At 51.6% G+C, this 17139-nt stretch carries 13 protein-coding genes and 1 pseudogene; 6 read left to right on the top strand and 8 right to left on the bottom strand.

The genetic code is table 11. From position 1 onward, the window contains the following. Window positions 1–5: 5 nt before the first annotated feature. Together kdpA and BLU30_RS06485 are read right to left on the bottom strand one after the other, a co-directional pair. Complete coding sequence (gene kdpA, locus BLU30_RS06490) at window positions 6–1817, bottom strand: potassium-transporting ATPase subunit KdpA (RefSeq protein ID WP_090244653.1); 1812 nt, start codon at window positions 1815–1817, stop codon at window positions 6–8. A 192-nt stretch (window positions 1818–2009) separates the two neighbouring features. Beyond that, the gene (locus BLU30_RS06485) at window positions 2010–2504 is read right to left on the bottom strand and encodes an HD domain-containing protein (RefSeq protein WP_090244651.1); all 495 of its coding nucleotides are present in this window, start codon (window positions 2502–2504) and stop codon (window positions 2010–2012) included. 368 nt (window positions 2505–2872) lie between these two features. Here BLU30_RS06485 and hflX point away from each other — a divergent pair, with 368 nt between their 5' ends. After that, a complete protein-coding gene (hflX, locus tag BLU30_RS06480) occupies window positions 2873–4714 on the top strand; it encodes a GTPase HflX (RefSeq protein WP_090244649.1) in 1842 nt (613 codons plus the stop codon). Then, complete coding sequence (locus tag BLU30_RS06475; RefSeq protein ID WP_090244647.1) at window positions 4683–5321, top strand: YigZ family protein; 639 nt, start codon at window positions 4683–4685, stop codon at window positions 5319–5321. The genes hflX and BLU30_RS06475 overlap by 32 nt, the downstream gene beginning before the upstream one ends. 3 nt (window positions 5322–5324) lie before the next feature. Here BLU30_RS06475 and BLU30_RS06470 read toward each other — a convergent pair whose 3' ends face one another. From BLU30_RS06470 to BLU30_RS06455, 4 genes and pseudogenes are all read right to left on the bottom strand, one after another. Further along, complete coding sequence (locus BLU30_RS06470) at window positions 5325–6485, bottom strand: PP-loop family protein (RefSeq protein WP_090244645.1); 1161 nt, start codon at window positions 6483–6485, stop codon at window positions 5325–5327. A 61-nt stretch (window positions 6486–6546) separates the two neighbouring features. After that, entirely contained in the window at window positions 6547–7812 is a 1266-nt protein-coding gene (locus BLU30_RS06465; protein WP_090244643.1) for an MFS transporter, read from the bottom strand. Window positions 7813–7886: 74 nt separating this feature from the next. Further along, window positions 7887–8534, bottom strand: coding sequence for a TetR/AcrR family transcriptional regulator (locus BLU30_RS06460; protein ID WP_090244641.1), 648 nt, complete (start codon window positions 8532–8534; stop codon window positions 7887–7889). 103 nt (window positions 8535–8637) lie between these two features. Next, window positions 8638–10014: pseudogene (locus BLU30_RS06455) on the bottom strand (solute carrier family 23 protein). 470 nt (window positions 10015–10484) lie between these two features. Between BLU30_RS06455 and BLU30_RS06450 the strand changes: the two are divergent. The 3 genes from BLU30_RS06450 to BLU30_RS06440 are packed head-to-tail and all read left to right on the top strand — an operon-like array spanning window position 10485 to window position 14134. Continuing rightward, the gene (locus tag BLU30_RS06450; protein WP_090244639.1) at window positions 10485–11360 is read left to right on the top strand and encodes an FAD binding domain-containing protein; all 876 of its coding nucleotides are present in this window, start codon (window positions 10485–10487) and stop codon (window positions 11358–11360) included. A 7-nt stretch (window positions 11361–11367) separates the two neighbouring features. Next, the gene (locus tag BLU30_RS06445) at window positions 11368–11841 is read left to right on the top strand and encodes a (2Fe-2S)-binding protein (protein ID WP_090244637.1); all 474 of its coding nucleotides are present in this window, start codon (window positions 11368–11370) and stop codon (window positions 11839–11841) included. 7 nt (window positions 11842–11848) lie between these two features. Further along, on the top strand, window positions 11849–14134 hold the full coding sequence (locus BLU30_RS06440; RefSeq protein ID WP_090244635.1) for a xanthine dehydrogenase family protein molybdopterin-binding subunit: 2286 nt from the start codon (window positions 11849–11851) through the stop codon (window positions 14132–14134). Between the two features lie 73 nt (window positions 14135–14207). Here BLU30_RS06440 and BLU30_RS06435 read toward each other — a convergent pair whose 3' ends face one another. Both BLU30_RS06435 and ahpC read right to left on the bottom strand, forming a co-directional pair. Further along, window positions 14208–15818, bottom strand: a complete 1611-nt coding sequence (locus BLU30_RS06435) for an FAD-dependent oxidoreductase (protein WP_090244633.1) — start codon at window positions 15816–15818, stop codon at window positions 14208–14210. A gap of 4 nt (window positions 15819–15822) precedes the next feature. Then, window positions 15823–16386: an alkyl hydroperoxide reductase subunit C gene (gene ahpC, locus BLU30_RS06430; protein ID WP_090244631.1), complete on the bottom strand. Its 564-nt coding sequence runs from the start codon at window positions 16384–16386 to the stop codon at window positions 15823–15825. Window positions 16387–16596: 210 nt separating this feature from the next. On the opposite strand from ahpC, the gene BLU30_RS06425 reads away from it, so the two are divergent. Then, entirely contained in the window at window positions 16597–17121 is a 525-nt protein-coding gene (locus BLU30_RS06425; RefSeq protein ID WP_176770846.1) for a DUF308 domain-containing protein, read from the top strand. Window positions 17122–17139 lie beyond the last annotated feature (18 nt).

Below are 17139 nucleotides of genomic sequence, written 5' to 3'. Positions count from 1 at the left end.
CACCTTTATACGGACAGACTGAAGAATTCAGCCAGGGGTCCCAGGGACAATGCCGGGAAGAAGCTTAATGCCCCGATGAGCAGCACCACAACAATGAGCAGGAAAACAAAGATTGGCCCCGTGGTCGACAGGGTCCCTGCCGTGACGGCCACCTTTTTCTTTGCTGCCAGACTGCCGGCAATGCCCAGAATTCCAAAAATCGGCACAAAGCGGACGCCCAGCATAATGACGCCCAGGCTCAGATTGAAGAAGAGGGTATCGGCTTTAAATCCGGCAAAGGCTGAGCCATTATTGCCCCCTGCGGAGGAATAGGCGTAGAGCATTTCCGACAGACCATGGGGACCGCTGTTATTTAAGCTCGCCATGGTGTCCGGGAGCAGGGCTGCAATCCCACTGCCGATCAAAATGGCTACCGGTGTTGCCAGGCAAACCAGTACCGCCATCTTCATCTCATAGGGCTCAATCTTTTTCCCCAGATATTCCGGAGTTCGCCCCACCATCAGCCCGGCAATAAACACCGTGAGAATGGCAAAGGCCAGCATCCCGTAGAGGCCGCAGCCCACACCGCCGAAGACCACCTCACCCAGCTGCATCAGGAGCATAGTGACCATGCCACCCAAGGGGGTGTAGCTGTCATGCATGGAATTGACCGAACCATTGGAGGCTGCCGTTGTAAAGGCTGCCCAGGTAGCAGAAGACGCAATGCCGAAGCGGGCTTCCTTTCCTTCCATATTGCCCCCAGCCTGGTCGGCTACGGTCAGATTCACCGCACCTCCCGCTGACAGCTGAGGGGTGGCCATCTGTTCACTCACAGCAATGCTGGCCAAAGCCACCATCAAAAGAATGAACATCGCAGCAAAAATAGCCCGTCCCTGCTTCTTATCCTTCACTGCCCGGCCAAAGCTGAAGCACAGGGCCACCGGAATCAGCAAAATAGAGATTACCTCAAGAAAGTTTGAAAAAGGTGTGGGGTTTTCCAAGGGATGGGCAGAATTGACGCCGTAGAATCCCCCACCGTTGGTCCCTAGCTGCTTAATGGCGATCTGGCTGGCCCCTGGTCCTAAGGGGATGGTTTCTTCATTGATCACGGTCGCTCCTGGCACGGGTGCTCCATCCACTGTCACCACACCATCTTTAATGACCCCGCCAGTAATCAGTGTTCCCTGGGCGTCCACAGCCACCGGTTCCACCAGCTTAACACTCTGGCCCGACTGAAAGGTCTGGACCACACCCTGGGAGGCAATGCCCACCGTTAAAATAATAGACAGGGGCAACAGGATATACAGAGTTCCCCGGGTCAGATCCGTCCAGAAATTGCCCAGGCCCTTCTTTTGAACCTTCATAAAACCACGAATCAGGGCAAAAAGCACCGCAATGCCCGTGGCCGCTGAAACAAAATTCTGGACCGTTAGACCCAAGGCCTGGGACAAGTAGCTCAGCTGGAACTCCCCACTATAAGCCTGCCAATTGGTATTGGTCACAAAGCTGATAGCCGTGTTCAGGGCCAGATCCCAGGGCATCCCCGGAACTTCCATGGGATTGCCGGGGAGGATGCCCTGGAGCATCAAAAGCCCCCATAAAAATACCAATCCAAACAGGTTAAAAACCAGTACAGCCAGCAGATATTGCTTCCAGCCCATCTGCTCATCGGGATTGATACGCAGCATCCTGTAGATCAGGTTTTCACAGGGCTTTAACACCTTGGATAAAAACACCCGTTCCCCGGACATCACCTTATTGATATAAATTCCCAGGGGGATGGCTAAGGCCACCAGGACTATTAAGATTAATGCGTATTCCAGAATTAAAGCACTCATCGTTTGTCACCTCGAATCAGTATGACACAATAATAAACAAGCAACCCCAGGGCAACTGCCCCGATAATCGGTATGACAACGGTCATTTTCATGCACCTCTTTCTATTTGATGACAAAATTTTAACACCATCCGTATAAAGATGGTGTTAGGGTTTGGGGATTGGTATTAAAATGGTATAAAAATGCGATTATCTATTCTCCCAGCCCAAACATCATGCGGCAAAGCTTCTTACCGGAATGGGTTTTAAAGATATTATGGTAGGCAGCCATCACACTCTTTTTCTCAGCCCCATCCTCATACAGGTTCACCAGGAAATCGGCCTCCACCAGGATCTGATGGTCCTTTCCCTGGATATCGGTATAGCTGTGGTGGTTGGCTACCAAATTGCTCACCCGGGTAATGATAACATCGTCGTAACCCAATCGGTCAAGCAGCGCCTCGGCTTCAGCTGGTCCCATTTCTTCCTGAATTTTACCGTCACATCGGCCGTATTTTTCTTCCCCTGCCTTTATGCCGATATCGTGGACCAGGGCAGCTACCTCCAAAACGACCTGATCCCCAGGATCGATTTTCTCCATCTGCCCAATGAGGGAAGCCAGGCTGTGTACCTTTAAAAAATGCTGGATGCGCTTGGGGTCACCGTTGTAATATTCCATCATCGCCAGTGTTAATTGATTGGTGTCCATAGGAGTCCTCCTTGAATTCTCTTTTTTGGGTTCTATTATAAGCCTACCATGCTATAATAAAATTAAATGAATAATGGCTTAAGCCATTTTTAGACTGTCGGCAAACCTAGGGAGGGGAGTTGATAAAAATACGAGAACCCCGGTGCCCTTGCGGGTTGGAGTTCTCGGTTTGTGTCAAGTTAAGAAAGCAAACCCGCCTACAACTCGATCAAAACCGTAGGTTTTGCGCCTTGGCGAGTGAGGGGGTATTCTTCATTCGTCAGCGCCTGGGGTCCGGGGTGAATCTTTTTTATCCGCTCCCCAACCGCGATATGGCACTTTTTCTACATTCTGATAATGGCTTAAGCCATTTTAATAAAGGATAAATCATGAGCGAATTAAAAGCCGAGGGTGTCCGTAAAAGCATCCTCAACGAATTAAATAACCTAAAAGGCACCGCCATGGAGGAGGGGCGTCTGCTGGATGAAACCGTCTTAAAGCTCCTTACCGATACCACCCTCAAACTGAACCGGGAGGTCCTCCTCATGCTGGACGACCACAATGTCATCCATAACGTAGCCCTGGGGGATGTGAACACGGTGGCCTTTGGAGATGCCAAGATGGAGACCACCGCCATCGGGCTGAACCGCATCCGGGTTATTCACACCCATCCCGGGGGCAATCCCCACCTCTCCGATGAGGACCTTTCTGCGGCGGTCCGCCAGCGTCTGCAATGCATGGTGGCCGTGGGCGTCGCCCCGGATGGAACCAACCGCTTCGGTATCGGCCTGCCCATGGTAGAGGATGAATCCCTGGTGTACCGCTACGCCCTGGTGGATTCCCTAAGGCGTTTAAACGCTCTGGATGTGGCGGGCTACGCTGCCTTGGCTTCCAGGGAACTGCGCCGCCTTCCGGGGGCGGGCTTCGACACCGTGGATACCGAGGAACGAGCCTTACTCCTGGGGGTAGATTTAGGCACCCGGGGCATCGGCATTGATCTGGCCTCCTCCATGGAGGAGTTGCGCCGCCTGGTGGAAACCGCCGATGGCCGGGTGGTGGATGTGGTCACCCAAAGCCGCAGCCAAATTGATCCCGTCTTTTATCTGGGGAAGGGCAAGCTTCGGGAGATTGTACGCCTCGTCCAAAATGCCGATGCCAACCTCATCGTGGCCAATGACGAGCTCAATTCCAACCAGATTGCCTGTATTGAATCCCTTACCGGGTGTAAAACCATCGACCGCACCACCATCATCCTGGACATCTTCGCCCGTCACGCCAAGACGAGAGAGGGGAAGCTCCAGGTGGAGCTGGCCCAACAAAAATATCGCATGAGCCACCTCAAGGGCCTGGGCATCGTCCTCTCCCGGACCGGTGGGGGCATTGGCACCCGGGGCCCTGGTGAGAAAAAACTGGAACCCGACCGCCGCCATATCCGCCGTCAGATTGACGAGCTTCTGAGCCGTCTGGAACGCATTGATAAGAGCAATGCCCTGGGCGCCAAACAACGAACCCGGAACCAGATCCGCACCGTTGCCCTGGTGGGCTACACCAATTCCGGTAAAAGCACCCTGTTCAACCGTCTCACCGACAGTGATGTGGTCATGCAGGACGGGCTCTTCATCACCCTGGATTCCACCATGCGTCAAATCAACCCGGAATACGGCAATTACCTGCTCTCAGATACTGTCGGTTTTATTGAAAAGCTCCCCCATGACCTGGTCACTGCCTTTCGAACCACCTTAAAGGAGGTGGATGATGCCGATTTACTCCTCCATGTGGTGGATGCCGCCGGGCCCCACGCCCAGGCCCAAATGGCTGTGGTGGACGAGGTCCTGGGGAGTATCGGTGCCGGACACCAGGATATTTTAGTGGTGTACAATAAAATTGATCTCCTGGATGAAGCAAGCGCCCTGGCCTTACAAAACCGGGCTGAACGGGAAGGAGCGGTGTGCATCTCTGCCCGGGAGGGTGAGGGCACCCACACCCTCACCGCTGCCATCTCCGCCCATCTTGGAGGCGGTACCTGCACACGTCAATTCCTTATTCCCTACACCCACAGCAAGGCGCTGGCTGCCCTCCATGAAAAGGCAGAGGTCACCCAGATGGATTATGTGGAGATGGGTACCCAGGTTACGGCCATCACCGACAAGGATTTCCCCAGCCACCGTTTTGAAGCCTATGAAATAACAGAGGAGGACCATGGAACAGGATTACCGGACCATTCTTGCTGAAACCGAATGTGAAATAGAAATAAAAAAATCCCGGTTTATTGGCCGGGTGTACCCTGTGACGGATGAAGCCGCGGTGGAAGAAATTATTTCCCGGGTGAAGAAGGAGCATTACAAGGCCACCCATGTGTGCTCTGCCTACGTCCTCCACACCCTCCCGGAGCGCCAGAAGGCCAATGACGATGGCGAGCCCTCGGGTACCGCAGGCCGACCCATCCTGGAGGTCATCCATAAGCGGGCGCTAAAAAACATCCTCGTCCTCGTCATCCGCTACTTTGGAGGCATTAAGCTGGGCGCCGGGGGACTCATTCGAGCTTACTCCGGCTGTGCCGCCGAGGTCATCGCCCAGTCCCCCATCATTAAAAAGCAATACTCCGACTGCCTTTCCCTGGAAATTGACTATCCCCAATACGGCGGGCTCCTCAACAAACTGACAGAGTGGGGCTACACCCCCATCTCCGAGGACTTTGGGGAAAAGGTTACCCTGGATTTTTACCTCCCCGTTGCCGAAACTGAGGACTTTATCCGTCTGATTCGGGATGCCACCAATGACCGGTTTGACTACGCGGTGCTGGATCGGTGCTTTGTGGATGTGCCACAGGGGGAATAAGGGCTATTCCCCTGCATACCCTTCCAAAAAACGATGCCGGACCCCACCCTGTTTATAGCCAATGACGGCGTCCAGGCAGACATTTTCCACACTTTTAAAGATATTGTTTTCCACATGGGGGTTGGTTTTCTTCAGCTCGGCGATGAGGTGCTTGATTTCCACCCGCTTCGATCCGCCATCCCCCATGCTTTTCCCCTCCAGGGAGCAGGTGTCTGTAAAATGGCAGGCGCACTGGATGAAATGGAGGTCATTGTCATCCCGCCAAGCCTTGATATCCTCCTCCCGAATGAGGTAAAGGGGGCGAATAAGCTCCATTCCCTCAAAATTCGTGCTGTGGAGCTTGGGCATCATGGTCTGGACCTGGCCGCCGTAGAGCATCCCCATGAGGATGGTCTCAATCACATCGTCAAAATGATGACCCAGGGCGATTTTATTGCAGCCCCGCTCCCTGGCGGCATTGTACAGATGGCCCCGGCGCATCCGGGCACAGAGGTAGCAGGGGGATTTTTCAATGTTCACCACTGCATCAAAGATCTGACTGTCAAAGATTTCGATGGGGATGCCCATCAGTCGGGCGTTCCCCTCAATGACCTGGCGGTTGGCCGGGCTATACCCCGGGTCCATCACCAAAAACACCAGCTCAAAGGGAATCTTATTATGACGCTTCAGCTCCTGAAAGAGCTTCGCCATGAGCATAGAGTCCTTCCCCCCGGAGATGCACACGGCAATTTTATCCCCCGGCGCAATGAGTTCGTACTCCACTACGGCCTTGGTAAAACGTCCCAAAAGCTTCTTGTGATATTTCTTTTGGAGGCTTTTTTCGATGGTCTGCTTCCGATCCGCCTTTTCCAAATCCTTCTTCAACGCCCCAAGGAGCCATTCCCGATAGCCCCCCATCAGATTCGCCGCCCGATAGCCCCGGTCCACCAGGGCTTCAACGGTCGCCTCACTCAACAGACCCTGGATACAATAGGGGATGATGCGTTTATCCCGGGGCAGCTCACAGCCCTCTGCCAACAGCTTTCCCTCATCCATACGGATGGCCCCGGGGATGTGCCCCAGAGTGTAGGCGGCCTCATCCCGAATATCGATGAGGATATATTCCTCTGGGGATAATGCTTCAAGTTCCCCCAGGGTAATGGTTGTTTCACTTTTATTGGTCATGGATTCTCCAATCCTTTCCGTGTTTTCATCTGTTTAGAATTTTCGAATACCATCATACCATTTAACCTGCATCGGAACAACGGACATCCCCAAGCTTTCCAAATATCCCTTTGGAGAACCGACAGATGAGGACGGATAGGAGAAAGGCGCCACAATAAATCATCGGCAGATGATCGGCTAATTCTTCAAAAAGTACCCCGTACACGGCCTGTCCCAGGGGTGTCGCACAAAGCACCAAACAGGTAATCAAAGCCATCACCTTGCCAATGAGCGCCTCCGGCGTTACCCGTTGGACATAGGTCAGCATCTGAATGCTGATCAAGGTGGAGAACACCATCATCAACCCACCGGTTAGGGTGATGACGCCGTAGATAACCCAGGAGCCTGCCTTAAGCCATAGGACCAAGCCCACGGGAACCAAGGCCAGGGCACACAGGAACAAAAGGCGATGGGACTGTCGGATATCCAGCCGCTGCCCCAGGCTCCCGGAAAGCAAGGCCCCAAACAGTCCTCCTGCCGCCAGGGCCCCCTGGGCGTAGCCGTACAGGGTGTTCCCCACCCCCTCTGGAAAGCCAAGGTGTCTTGTAATAACCACTGGCAGTCCGATGATGATCAGAGCAGAGAACACCAGGTTAATCACCATCAGCAGCACCCCGACCTGCCCAATTTCTGGACGGGTGTGGCGAATAAATTGCCAGCTTTCTAATAAATCCAGCTTTGCCATGGCCAGAATTCCCTGGTTCTCCCCACGTCTCTGAAAGGGAATATGGATAAAGATCTCCATCATGGCCGAAAACAGAAAGCACAGAACACTTAGGTATAATATGGGTTCCAGGCCGTACAGCCCATACATCAGTCCCCCCAGCACCGGCCCAAGAATGCCCGCCAGTGAGTTAACCCCGTTAATAACCGCATTCCCTGCCATCAAATGGTCCGAGTGCAAAAGCACCGGAAGGGATGCCTGCACCGCTGGCTGATAGGCGCCCTGGATACCATAGAGCAGCATCAGCACCACCACCAGCAGCGGAACCAGCTCCAACCGAAGATAGCTCAAGGCATAAAATCCCACCAGCACCGCTGTAAAGAAATCTAAAAACACCATTACATTGCGCTTATTCACCCGATCGGCAATAATCCCACCCACCGGGGAAAGCAAAAGCATGGGGATAAAGGATAAGCCCAGCACCATCCCGTAAAGGGTGGGGGAACCCGTTTGGTTAAGTAAATACAAGGGCAGGGCGTACCTTAAAATATTATTTCCAAATAAGGAAATAATCTGTCCCACCACCACCAGTGTAAACTCCCGCTGAAATAATTGAGTATTCATCACATTCCTCCTTTAATACCAACCGTTGGTATGTATTATTGTAAAATTTAAATCCCCGAAGGGATTTAAATAACCTACACCTTTCTTTTCTCTTTCATTTGATGCATATGCTCTGCCATGCCCTCCTCCAAGGATGGAAATCCCAGTTTATTCAGAAGGAGATTAAAAAAATCTATTTTTCGATCCACCGCCTCGCCGTCTCCCGGATAAATCAGAGGATTCATCCACACATTGGTCAGGAGCATCAGCACATCTGCCATCTCCTGGGGGTAATCACATTGGATCGATCCATCGGCAATCCCTTCCTTGATGACAGGCAGAATATAATGGGGAACCACATCCTCCATGGTGTTCGCCATGTGAATGGAGAGAAGCTGCGGATTCTGAAGGAGGTTGGGCATGGAGGCAATAAAGTCCCGCTGGGGGGTGTTCTTCCATGAGGATAAAAACATTTTCTGCAATTTTTCAGCACCATTCAACGATGAATCGTGGAGAAGGCGATCCATCTCCCGGGCCGACTCCATCCCTACCCGATCAGTTACTGCCAAAAGAATGGCCTCCTTGGACTTAAAATGATGGTAGATGGCCCCCTTGCTCAATCCTCCCAGACCATCGATAATATCCTGGATGGAGGTTTTGTCATAACCTTTCTCAAGGAACAGGCGCAGGGCCACCTCCAAAATTTTTTCCACTGTCTCCTCGGGGTATTTATTGCGTGCCATTCTTCTTCCTCCTACCATACATACCATTAGTATGTATGGATGATACCACGTCCCTTTCCCCTTGTCAAGAGACTCTAAAAAATGAATATTGCCCCACACACTTTTATTCTGCCAATTGTCCTGCCACCCCTTCACAAGGGGGCAGGCTCTGCCCTTTTTCCCAAAAGCTTTTCCAATTGAAAACAACATTGAGCACCACGGTTACCAAAGCGACCATGAACAGGCCATTGCTAAAGAGCATCGCCGCCACCTCCGGCAAACCGCTAAAGGCATCGGTGGTAAAATGTGCTCCCACCCCGGCGGCCAGACCTGCCCCAAGAATCAGGGTGTTTTTATTATCGGACAAATCCACCTTCGCCAGTATAGAAACCCCTGCCGCAGCGATGGTTCCGAAGAGGGCCACCATCGCCCCACCAATGACCGGAGTGGGAATACAGGTAATAAAGGTGGACAGCTTAGGACACAGACTAAGGATTAACAGCATCACCGCCGCAAAGGCAACGGATTGGCGGCTATCGTTCCCGGAAAGCTTTACCACGCTGACATTTTCATTGAACATCGCCGAGGGAAAAGAATTAAAGACGCCTGCCATCATCTGGGATAGGGACTGGGCCCGCATTCCCCGGGTGATGGTGACCTCATCCGTTGTCGTTCCCCGGACATTGTCCAAGAAAGCAAATACCCCAATGCACTGCACCATATTGATGACGCTAAAGAGGGTCATTATAAGGATGGCATCCAGGCGAAACTCCGGTATTCCAAAATGAAAGGGCAGGTTGAAATCAAAAAGAGCCGCCCCAGCCACCGGAGATAAATCCACCAAACCAAAGGGAATGGCCAAAAGCGTCCCGGTTCCCAGGCCAATGAGCAGAGCGGTGGACCGAAGAAGGGTGTTTCCGAATTGGTTGAGCAGAACGATGAGAAGCAGTACTCCAAAACCCAGAACCAGATTAATGGGGCTGCCGAAATTCACCGCACCGGCACCACCGGCTAAATTTTCAAAGGCCGTAGGAATCAGCGTTACGCCCACCATGGTTAAAAAGGCCCCCAGCACGATGGGCGGGAAAAATTTCAAAATCCGGTTGATCCCCATACACACCACAAAGAGGATAGCCCCAGACGCAATAACCCCACCGAAGACCGCCGGCAGACCATGGGCCTGTCCGATAATAATCATCGGTCCCAGGGGTGCAAAGGCCTAGCCCAGGGCAATGGGCAGCTTCGACCCCACAAATTTACCCACACCCACCACCTGCAATAAGGTAGCCAAAGCCGCTGCAAAAAAATTTGCTGCTATTAAAAAGGCAATGGTCTGATGGTCGAGTCCCATGCCATTACCTAAAATCATCGGGACGGCAATGGCTCCCGGACACATCGTAAGCACATGTTGCAGGCCTGCCAATAGATTCTCTGCAAGCTCCGACTTTGCCGGCACCTCTGCCTTCCCCAAAGCTGTTACCGAGACGATATCGCCATCCATTCCCTGGTAGTTTTCCATTAAAATCCCCCTAATCTTTTTCTTTCCAATTGATAAAATCGGACGCTATTTTTTTATTATAACAAGGAATGGTTTTCGTTTCAATAATTTTTTATTGATATATGATATTTTATTATCACATCGAGCATCTCATGAAAAACACCGAGGATGAAAGATATTGTTTTCCACATAGGAGTTGGTTTTCTTCCGTTCAGCGATGAGGTGCTCGATTTCCCCCCGCTTCGATCCGCTAAGCCTTAATCTCCTCCTTCCGAATGGGGTAACGGGGTCATCCCGATGATTATCCCAAAGAGACTTATATTTTAAAAAAAGTTGTTGCACATTTGTAAAAATGATATAATAATATCGTTATCAGATAACCATTACATTATTCATTCACTCAAATATAAAAGGGTGCAGACATGATAGAAACGACAGAAATTTTTTATTGAAATAAAAACAGGAGGCAATATATGGTGTATTTTCAAGCATTATCAGGGCAAGAGGCTTTAAAATTATTGACCGAGGCCCAGGGCAAGGGAATCATTCTTGCTGGTGGGAGCGATGTCATGGTCGATATCAAAGCCGAAAAAATAAACCCCAGTGCCCTGATCGATATTACAAAGGCGCCGGATTTAATCGGAATTTCAGAAGAAGAGGATTATCTCAGGATTGGTGCAGCAACGACATTGACAGACATTGCCTGCTCACCCCTTGTGCGCAGGTGCCTTCCATCCCTGGCCCAGGGCTGTGGCAGCGTAGGGTCCCTGCAAATTCGCAACTCCGCAACCCTCACCGGCAATGTGGTCAGTGCACAGCCTGCAGGGGACGGGGCCATGGCCCTTGCCGCTTTAGCACCCATATTCGTCGTTTTATCAGAGGATGGGGAACGTCGGCTGACCATGGACGAGATGTACGCTGGCTTTGGTAAAAGCGCCATTGATCCTTCCCGGGAACTCATTACTAAAATCATGATCCCTATGCCCAAGGAGCGGGAAGCGGCATCCTTCATCCGTTTGGAACTGCGAAAATCCCTTTCCCTGCCCATGCTCAATTGCTCTGCAATGCTCCACTGCGAAGGGGATGTGATTACGTGGGCCCGGCTGCGGATGGGACCTGTAGGGGTAGGCCCCGTTCAGGCAAAAGTGGCAGAAGATTACCTGGTGGGTAAAACCTTTAGCACTGCGCTAGCCCAGGAGGCCGGACAACTCGCCCTGGAAGATGCCAATCCCAGGAGCAACCCCCTGCGGGGAAGTAGGGAGTATCGTATGGATGTCCTGCCCATCATCATTTGCCGGGCTTTGGAAGCGTGTTGGGCGCAATTACAGGGAATAGAAGGAAAGAGGTAGGGTTACAATGGCAGAATTACATACAATAATAAACGGAGAACGGATTGTGGCAGAGGTTGATCCCAGCCTTTCTTTGGCGGAATTCCTGCGAAACAATCTTTACCTGACCGGAACCAAAATCGGCTGTGGTCAAGGCGAATGTGGTGCCTGCACCATCATTATGGACGGTAAGGCAGTGACCTCTTGCATTATTCCCGTTCTGCGGGCTGAAGGCGCTGTCATCGAGACCATTGAAGGCTTAAACCAAAGCGGCAAAATGCATCCCCTCCAAGAAGAATTCATCCTTGAGGGGGCCGTACAATGCGGTTTCTGTACCCCTGGGATGATTATGTCGGCAAAGGCCCTGCTGGATAAAACCCCCGAACCTGATTCCTCAGAAATCAAAGAGGCATTGGGGGGCAATATTTGCCGATGCACCGGCTATGTCAATATCGAACGCGCCATTGAAAAGGCGGCGGTTCGTTTAAAGGGAGAGGAGTAAGGCCGCTATGAAATACATTGGACAAGATATTCCACGTAATGATGGAATTGATAAAGTAACCGGACAGGGAAGGTTTACCAGTGATGTCATCCTGCCACGGATGACCTATGCAAAGATACTTCGCAGTCCCTATGCCCATGCCAAGGTACGCACCATCGATACCTCCCAGGCCGAAGCCCTGCCCGGGGTCCGTGCCGTCTGTACCTTTAAAAACACCACTCCAAAATATTGGAACGGTGCCGCACCCATGTTCATCACCCCCCTTCCCCACGTTCCCGTGCTGGACCAGAAGATCTTTACGGATGAACCTCGGTATATTGGGGATGAGGTAGCCGCCGTGGCAGCGGATACCGAAGCCATTGCCGCCCAGGCCCTTAAGCTGATTAACATCGAATGGGAAGAACTGCCGGCTGTTTACGATCCTCTGGAGGCCGTCAAGCCCGATGCCCCAAAGGTACAGCCAGAATTCGCCAATCCCCAGTTTAATAATATCTGCGGCGGCCCCATTGAGCTGGATTTTGGAGGAGATCCTAAAAAGGCCTTTGAAACCTGTGATGTAGTGGTGGATTACGATGTTACCCTCCCCCGTGTCAAACAGGCCCAAATGGAGCCCTGCGGCGCCATTGCAGAATTTTCCCACGATGGCCGCCTGGAAATCACATCCACCACCCAGGCCCCCTATGTCACTAAGATGATCTTAGCCGAAGCCCTGGATTTACCAACCAGCAAGGTCACGGTTAAAAATCCGCCCTATGTGGGCGGTGGCTTCGGGGTACGAATCGGCTTATCCGGTAAGGCTGAAATTTTAGCCGCCGCCCTGGCCATGCAGTGCCACCGCCCCGTTAAGCTAATCTACAGCCGGGAAGAAGACTTTACTTGTACGGATACCCGCCACGGCGGCTATTTGAAGTGTCGTCTGGGGGCGACGAAAGATGGAACCCTCATTGCCATCAATACAGAAGCCTGGCTTAATACCGGTGCCTATGCCACCTTCGGCACCGACCTCGTCGGGGTATGTGGGGCCTGCGGTACCGCCGGTGCCTACAGCATTCCCAACTTCCATTATACGGGCTGGCCGGTGTATACCAATCAGGTCAATTCTGGTGCCATGCGTGGCTTCGGAAGCCCCCAAGGGAATACCGTGGTAGAAAGCGCCATGGACCTTTTAGCCAAAGAGCTTAAGATGGATGCCATCGAGCTGCGGAAGAAAAACGCTACCCGTGAGGATTCTAAGAATTGGTTCCCCTTCCCACCAGGAAGCTGTGGGATGAATGAATGTCTCGACAAGGCGGCTACAGCCATTGACTGGGCCGAAAAGCGGGGCCGGGCTGATGCCCAAACTGGCCGCACCCGACGGGGCGTCGGGATTTCCGGCGGCACCCACGTGAGTAATGCCGCCCCCTTCTGCGTGGATTATAATACGGTCATGGTACGGATTGAAGGGGACGGCACACTATTTGTCAATAGTTCGATCCCTGAAATCGGGCCGGGTTCCACCACCGCGTGCCTCCAGGTGGCCTGTGACCTTATTGGTGCCCCCTTTAAAGATTCAGTGATGAAATTCGGGGATACCGATGCCGCCCCCTTCGATATTGGAAGCCACGCCACAAGGACCCTGTACACGGTCAGCCACGTCCTGACGACAGCCGCCCAAAAACTACGCATCGATATTTTTGAATATGTCAGTCAAAAATTCGATGTGGCCAGCGATGCCCTCGACATGGAAGAAGGCATCATCACCAGCAAAGGCAAGCCCGTCACCACCCTGGCGGAAGCCGCCATGAAGGCACATTTAGATGGACATCAATTTGTGGCTTCGGCCAGCCAGGCCCCCCCTAATTGCCTCCCCTTCTATGCCCAGGCGGCAGAGGTTGAGGTGGATACAGAAACCGGTATGATTAAAGTCCTGAAGATTGCAGCTGCCCACGATGTGGGAAAAGCCGTCAGCCCCAAGCTGTGTAAGGGACAAATCGAAGGCGGCGTTCTCCAGGGTGTTGGTTATGCCCTGCGGGAAGAAATGACCTACGTGGAAAATAAGGGCTTTTATAATAAAAGCTTCCACAGCTACATGCTTCCCACCGGGGATGATCGCCCTGAGATCGAATCCATACTAGTGGAAAATCCAGATCCCTCTGGGGTTTATGGTATTATCGGTATCGGTGAATGTGGGGTGAACCCGACCCTGGCGGCCATTGGCAATGCGGTGGAGGATGCCATCGGGATCCGCTTCCACGAATTCCCCTTAACACCTGGTCGTGTGTTGGCGGCATTAAAAGAAAAAGCCCAGCAATAGGCTAAATTTCTAAGCGGATAAAAATACCCATTCCCTAATAAACAGGAATGGGTATTTTAAAAGCGGTCTGAACCTAGGAAAGCAATCCAATCAACTGATCCAGATTCTTCTTGCCAAACTGGACGTCCTGGCCATCCACCACCATACAGGGGACGCTCATGATGTCATACTTGTTCTTTAGGTCTTCAAAGTGGTTGAGGTCGTAAACATCCACGGTGATGTCGGGGTTTTCTAAGCCCATTCGGGCGGCGGCCATGACCAAATCCGGGCACTGGGTGCAGGAGAGGGAGATGGCAATCTGAAGGTGATGGGATCCGGAAATCGCCTTGATGGCGGCGAATTGTTCCTCTCCCAGGGGCTGTCCTGGGCCAGCGGCGTTGTACAAGGTCACCACGAAGGAGTTGAACTCATGGCCTCCAGGGACGCCATGGAAGGCAAAGCCTAAGGGGACTCCGGCACCATCACAGATTTCAATGGCAGGGCACTCTTCCCCACCCTGGATGATTTCAGCACTCAGCAGGTCGGATAGTGCCGCTACCTCCTGGACGAAGCCGGAGACTTCCTCGGAGATGGCGGTTCCGTCAACGTGTGCCTTTAAAACCACGGGGCGTTCAAAGCGGGCAAAGACACCCGCCAGCTGAGCACGGATTTCTGCGGTAATAAAGCCGCCATCTGCACCAGCATCCGCCGGGGAGGCTTCCTCAGGCTGCTTCATCCCCTTCACCTCAAAGGCCGGAATACCCAGCTTTTCATGGAGAGTGGAGACATGGTGTTCCAGGGAGGTGGCTGCCTTTGCCCCATCGGACACGGCAGTAACCACCTGACGCAGATTTTTAATACAGATATCCCCGGCACCATAGACGCCATCAATCGAGGTCTTTTGGTTTAAATCCGTCACCAGATAGCCTTGGGCATCCAGCTCAACCTGGCCTTTAAACAAGCTATTGGCTGGTGCATATCCTGCAAAGACGAAAACACCAAAGGTGTCCCCAGCCGGAGCGTCGTAACGGGTGATTTCCCCGGTAACATCATTTTTATAAATAATATGACGCAGCTTGGTATCCCCATCCACCTCGACCACCTGGGTATTGTAATGGATGGTAATCTTCTCATGATTTTTGGCTTCATCGGCCACAGCGGCGGCACAGGTAAAGTCTGGTTCTCTGGCCAGGATGGTGACCTGACGGGCATACTTCGTCAAAAATACCGCTTCCTCAGCAGCAGCAAAGCCAGCACCCACCACAAAGACATCCTTCCCGGTGAAGAATTCGCCGTCACAGGTGGCACAGTAGGCCACACCCCGGCCCCGGAAATCCGCTTCTCCCTGGAAGCCAATCATTCGGGGAGAGGCGCCAGTGGCCAAGATCACCCCAAAGGCTTCATAGGTACCCTTATCCGTTTTAACCTTTTTAATATCTGCTTCCAGTGTCAGCTCTGAAACCTCTGCCAGTAAAAATTCTGCCCCGAAGGATTCTGCCTGCTTGCGCATATCCTCAGTAAGCTCCGTACCGCTGGTCTTTCGTACTCCCGGGTAATTCACCACTTCCGAGGTGATGGTAATCTGTCCGCCAAAGTGTTCCTTTTCCACCACCAGGGTCTTGTATTGTGCCCGGGCCATATAAATCGCGGCGGAGAGCCCCGCAGGGCCTCCGCCGACGATAATGACATCATACTGGTTCGACATGGGACTAGATAAGGCCCACTAAATCTAAGCTAGGCTTTAAGGTTTCGGCACCAGGCTGCCATTTGGCGGGGCAAACTTCATCACCGTGTTCAGCCACAAATTGGGATGCCTGAACCCGACGAAGCAGCTCATCTGCATTTCGGCCAACGTTCCCGGCGATAACTTCGTAAGCAACGATTTCCCCTTCAGGATTAACAATGAAGGTCCCACGTTCTGCCATCCCATCGGCTTCAATCATCACATCGAAATCCCGGGCGAGGACACCAGTGGGGTCTGCCAGCATAGTGTACTGAATCTTCTTGATGGTGTCAGAGGCATCATGCCATGCTTTATGGACAAAGTGGGAATCACAGGAAACGGAGTAGATATCGCAGCCAATTTTCTGGAATTCATCATATTTATTGGCTAAATCTTCCAACTCTGTGGGACACACAAAGGTAAAATCTGCAGGATAGAAGAAAAAGATGGACCAACGTCCGAGGATATCTTCTTTTTTAACTTCCTTAAATTCACCACCAACGTAGGCCTGTACTGCAAAATCGCTGACTTGCTTTTTAATTAATGACATGTTAATTTCCTCCTATGTCTAAAAAAATTCTATGAGATACGGGATAAACAATTGTGTTAGCTCTTACTAACTTGACTAAATTATAGCAATGTTAGTTCAGCCTGTCAATTGTTTTTTATAATTATTTTAAACTAAATCAGAAATGTCACAGGAATGTACACATGCTATAATAAAATTAATATTCTCTATTTCAATGAAAGAAGGACTCTGATGAAACAAGAAACTTATAAAAGAACCGATGCACTCCTCATTTTACTCAACGGAATTCTCTGTCTAATTTTCGCCAGGAATGTGACCCATCTCCTTCCCACCTTTTGCGGTGGTATCCTGGTCATCAAGGGTGGACTACAATTTTACAAAGGAATCATTAATCGGGATTACAGGATTTTAGAACAAACTGACCTGGTCAAATCCTTTTCTGCCATTGCCGTGGGCATTGGTATCTTCTTCGCCCAGGAGGATGCCCTTTTTATTATCGCCATTTTCTGGGGGCTGACGGGCCTAACCCAGGCAACGGGCTGCCTCAATACAGCCCTGTTTAAAATGGCCCGGAAGGAAAAGTTCTTTTGGGATCTTTTCAAGGGCCTGGTAGAATTTTCCCTTTCCATGGCCGTGATCTTTAATCCCTTTAACAGTGTGGAACATCATGTCCTCCTTCTGGGGATTGATATGATCTTTGAAGGAGTTATCAGCTTTTTGGCCAGGGCAGAAAAAAGTGCTAAACAATCAGATTGATCTACCGGAAAATAATAA

Origin of the sequence: Eubacterium barkeri, assembly GCF_900107125.1 — a bacterium.
Classification (GTDB): domain Bacteria; phylum Bacillota; class Clostridia; order Eubacteriales; family Eubacteriaceae; genus Eubacterium_O; species Eubacterium_O barkeri.
This window is presented reverse-complemented; position numbering and strand designations above follow the sequence as displayed.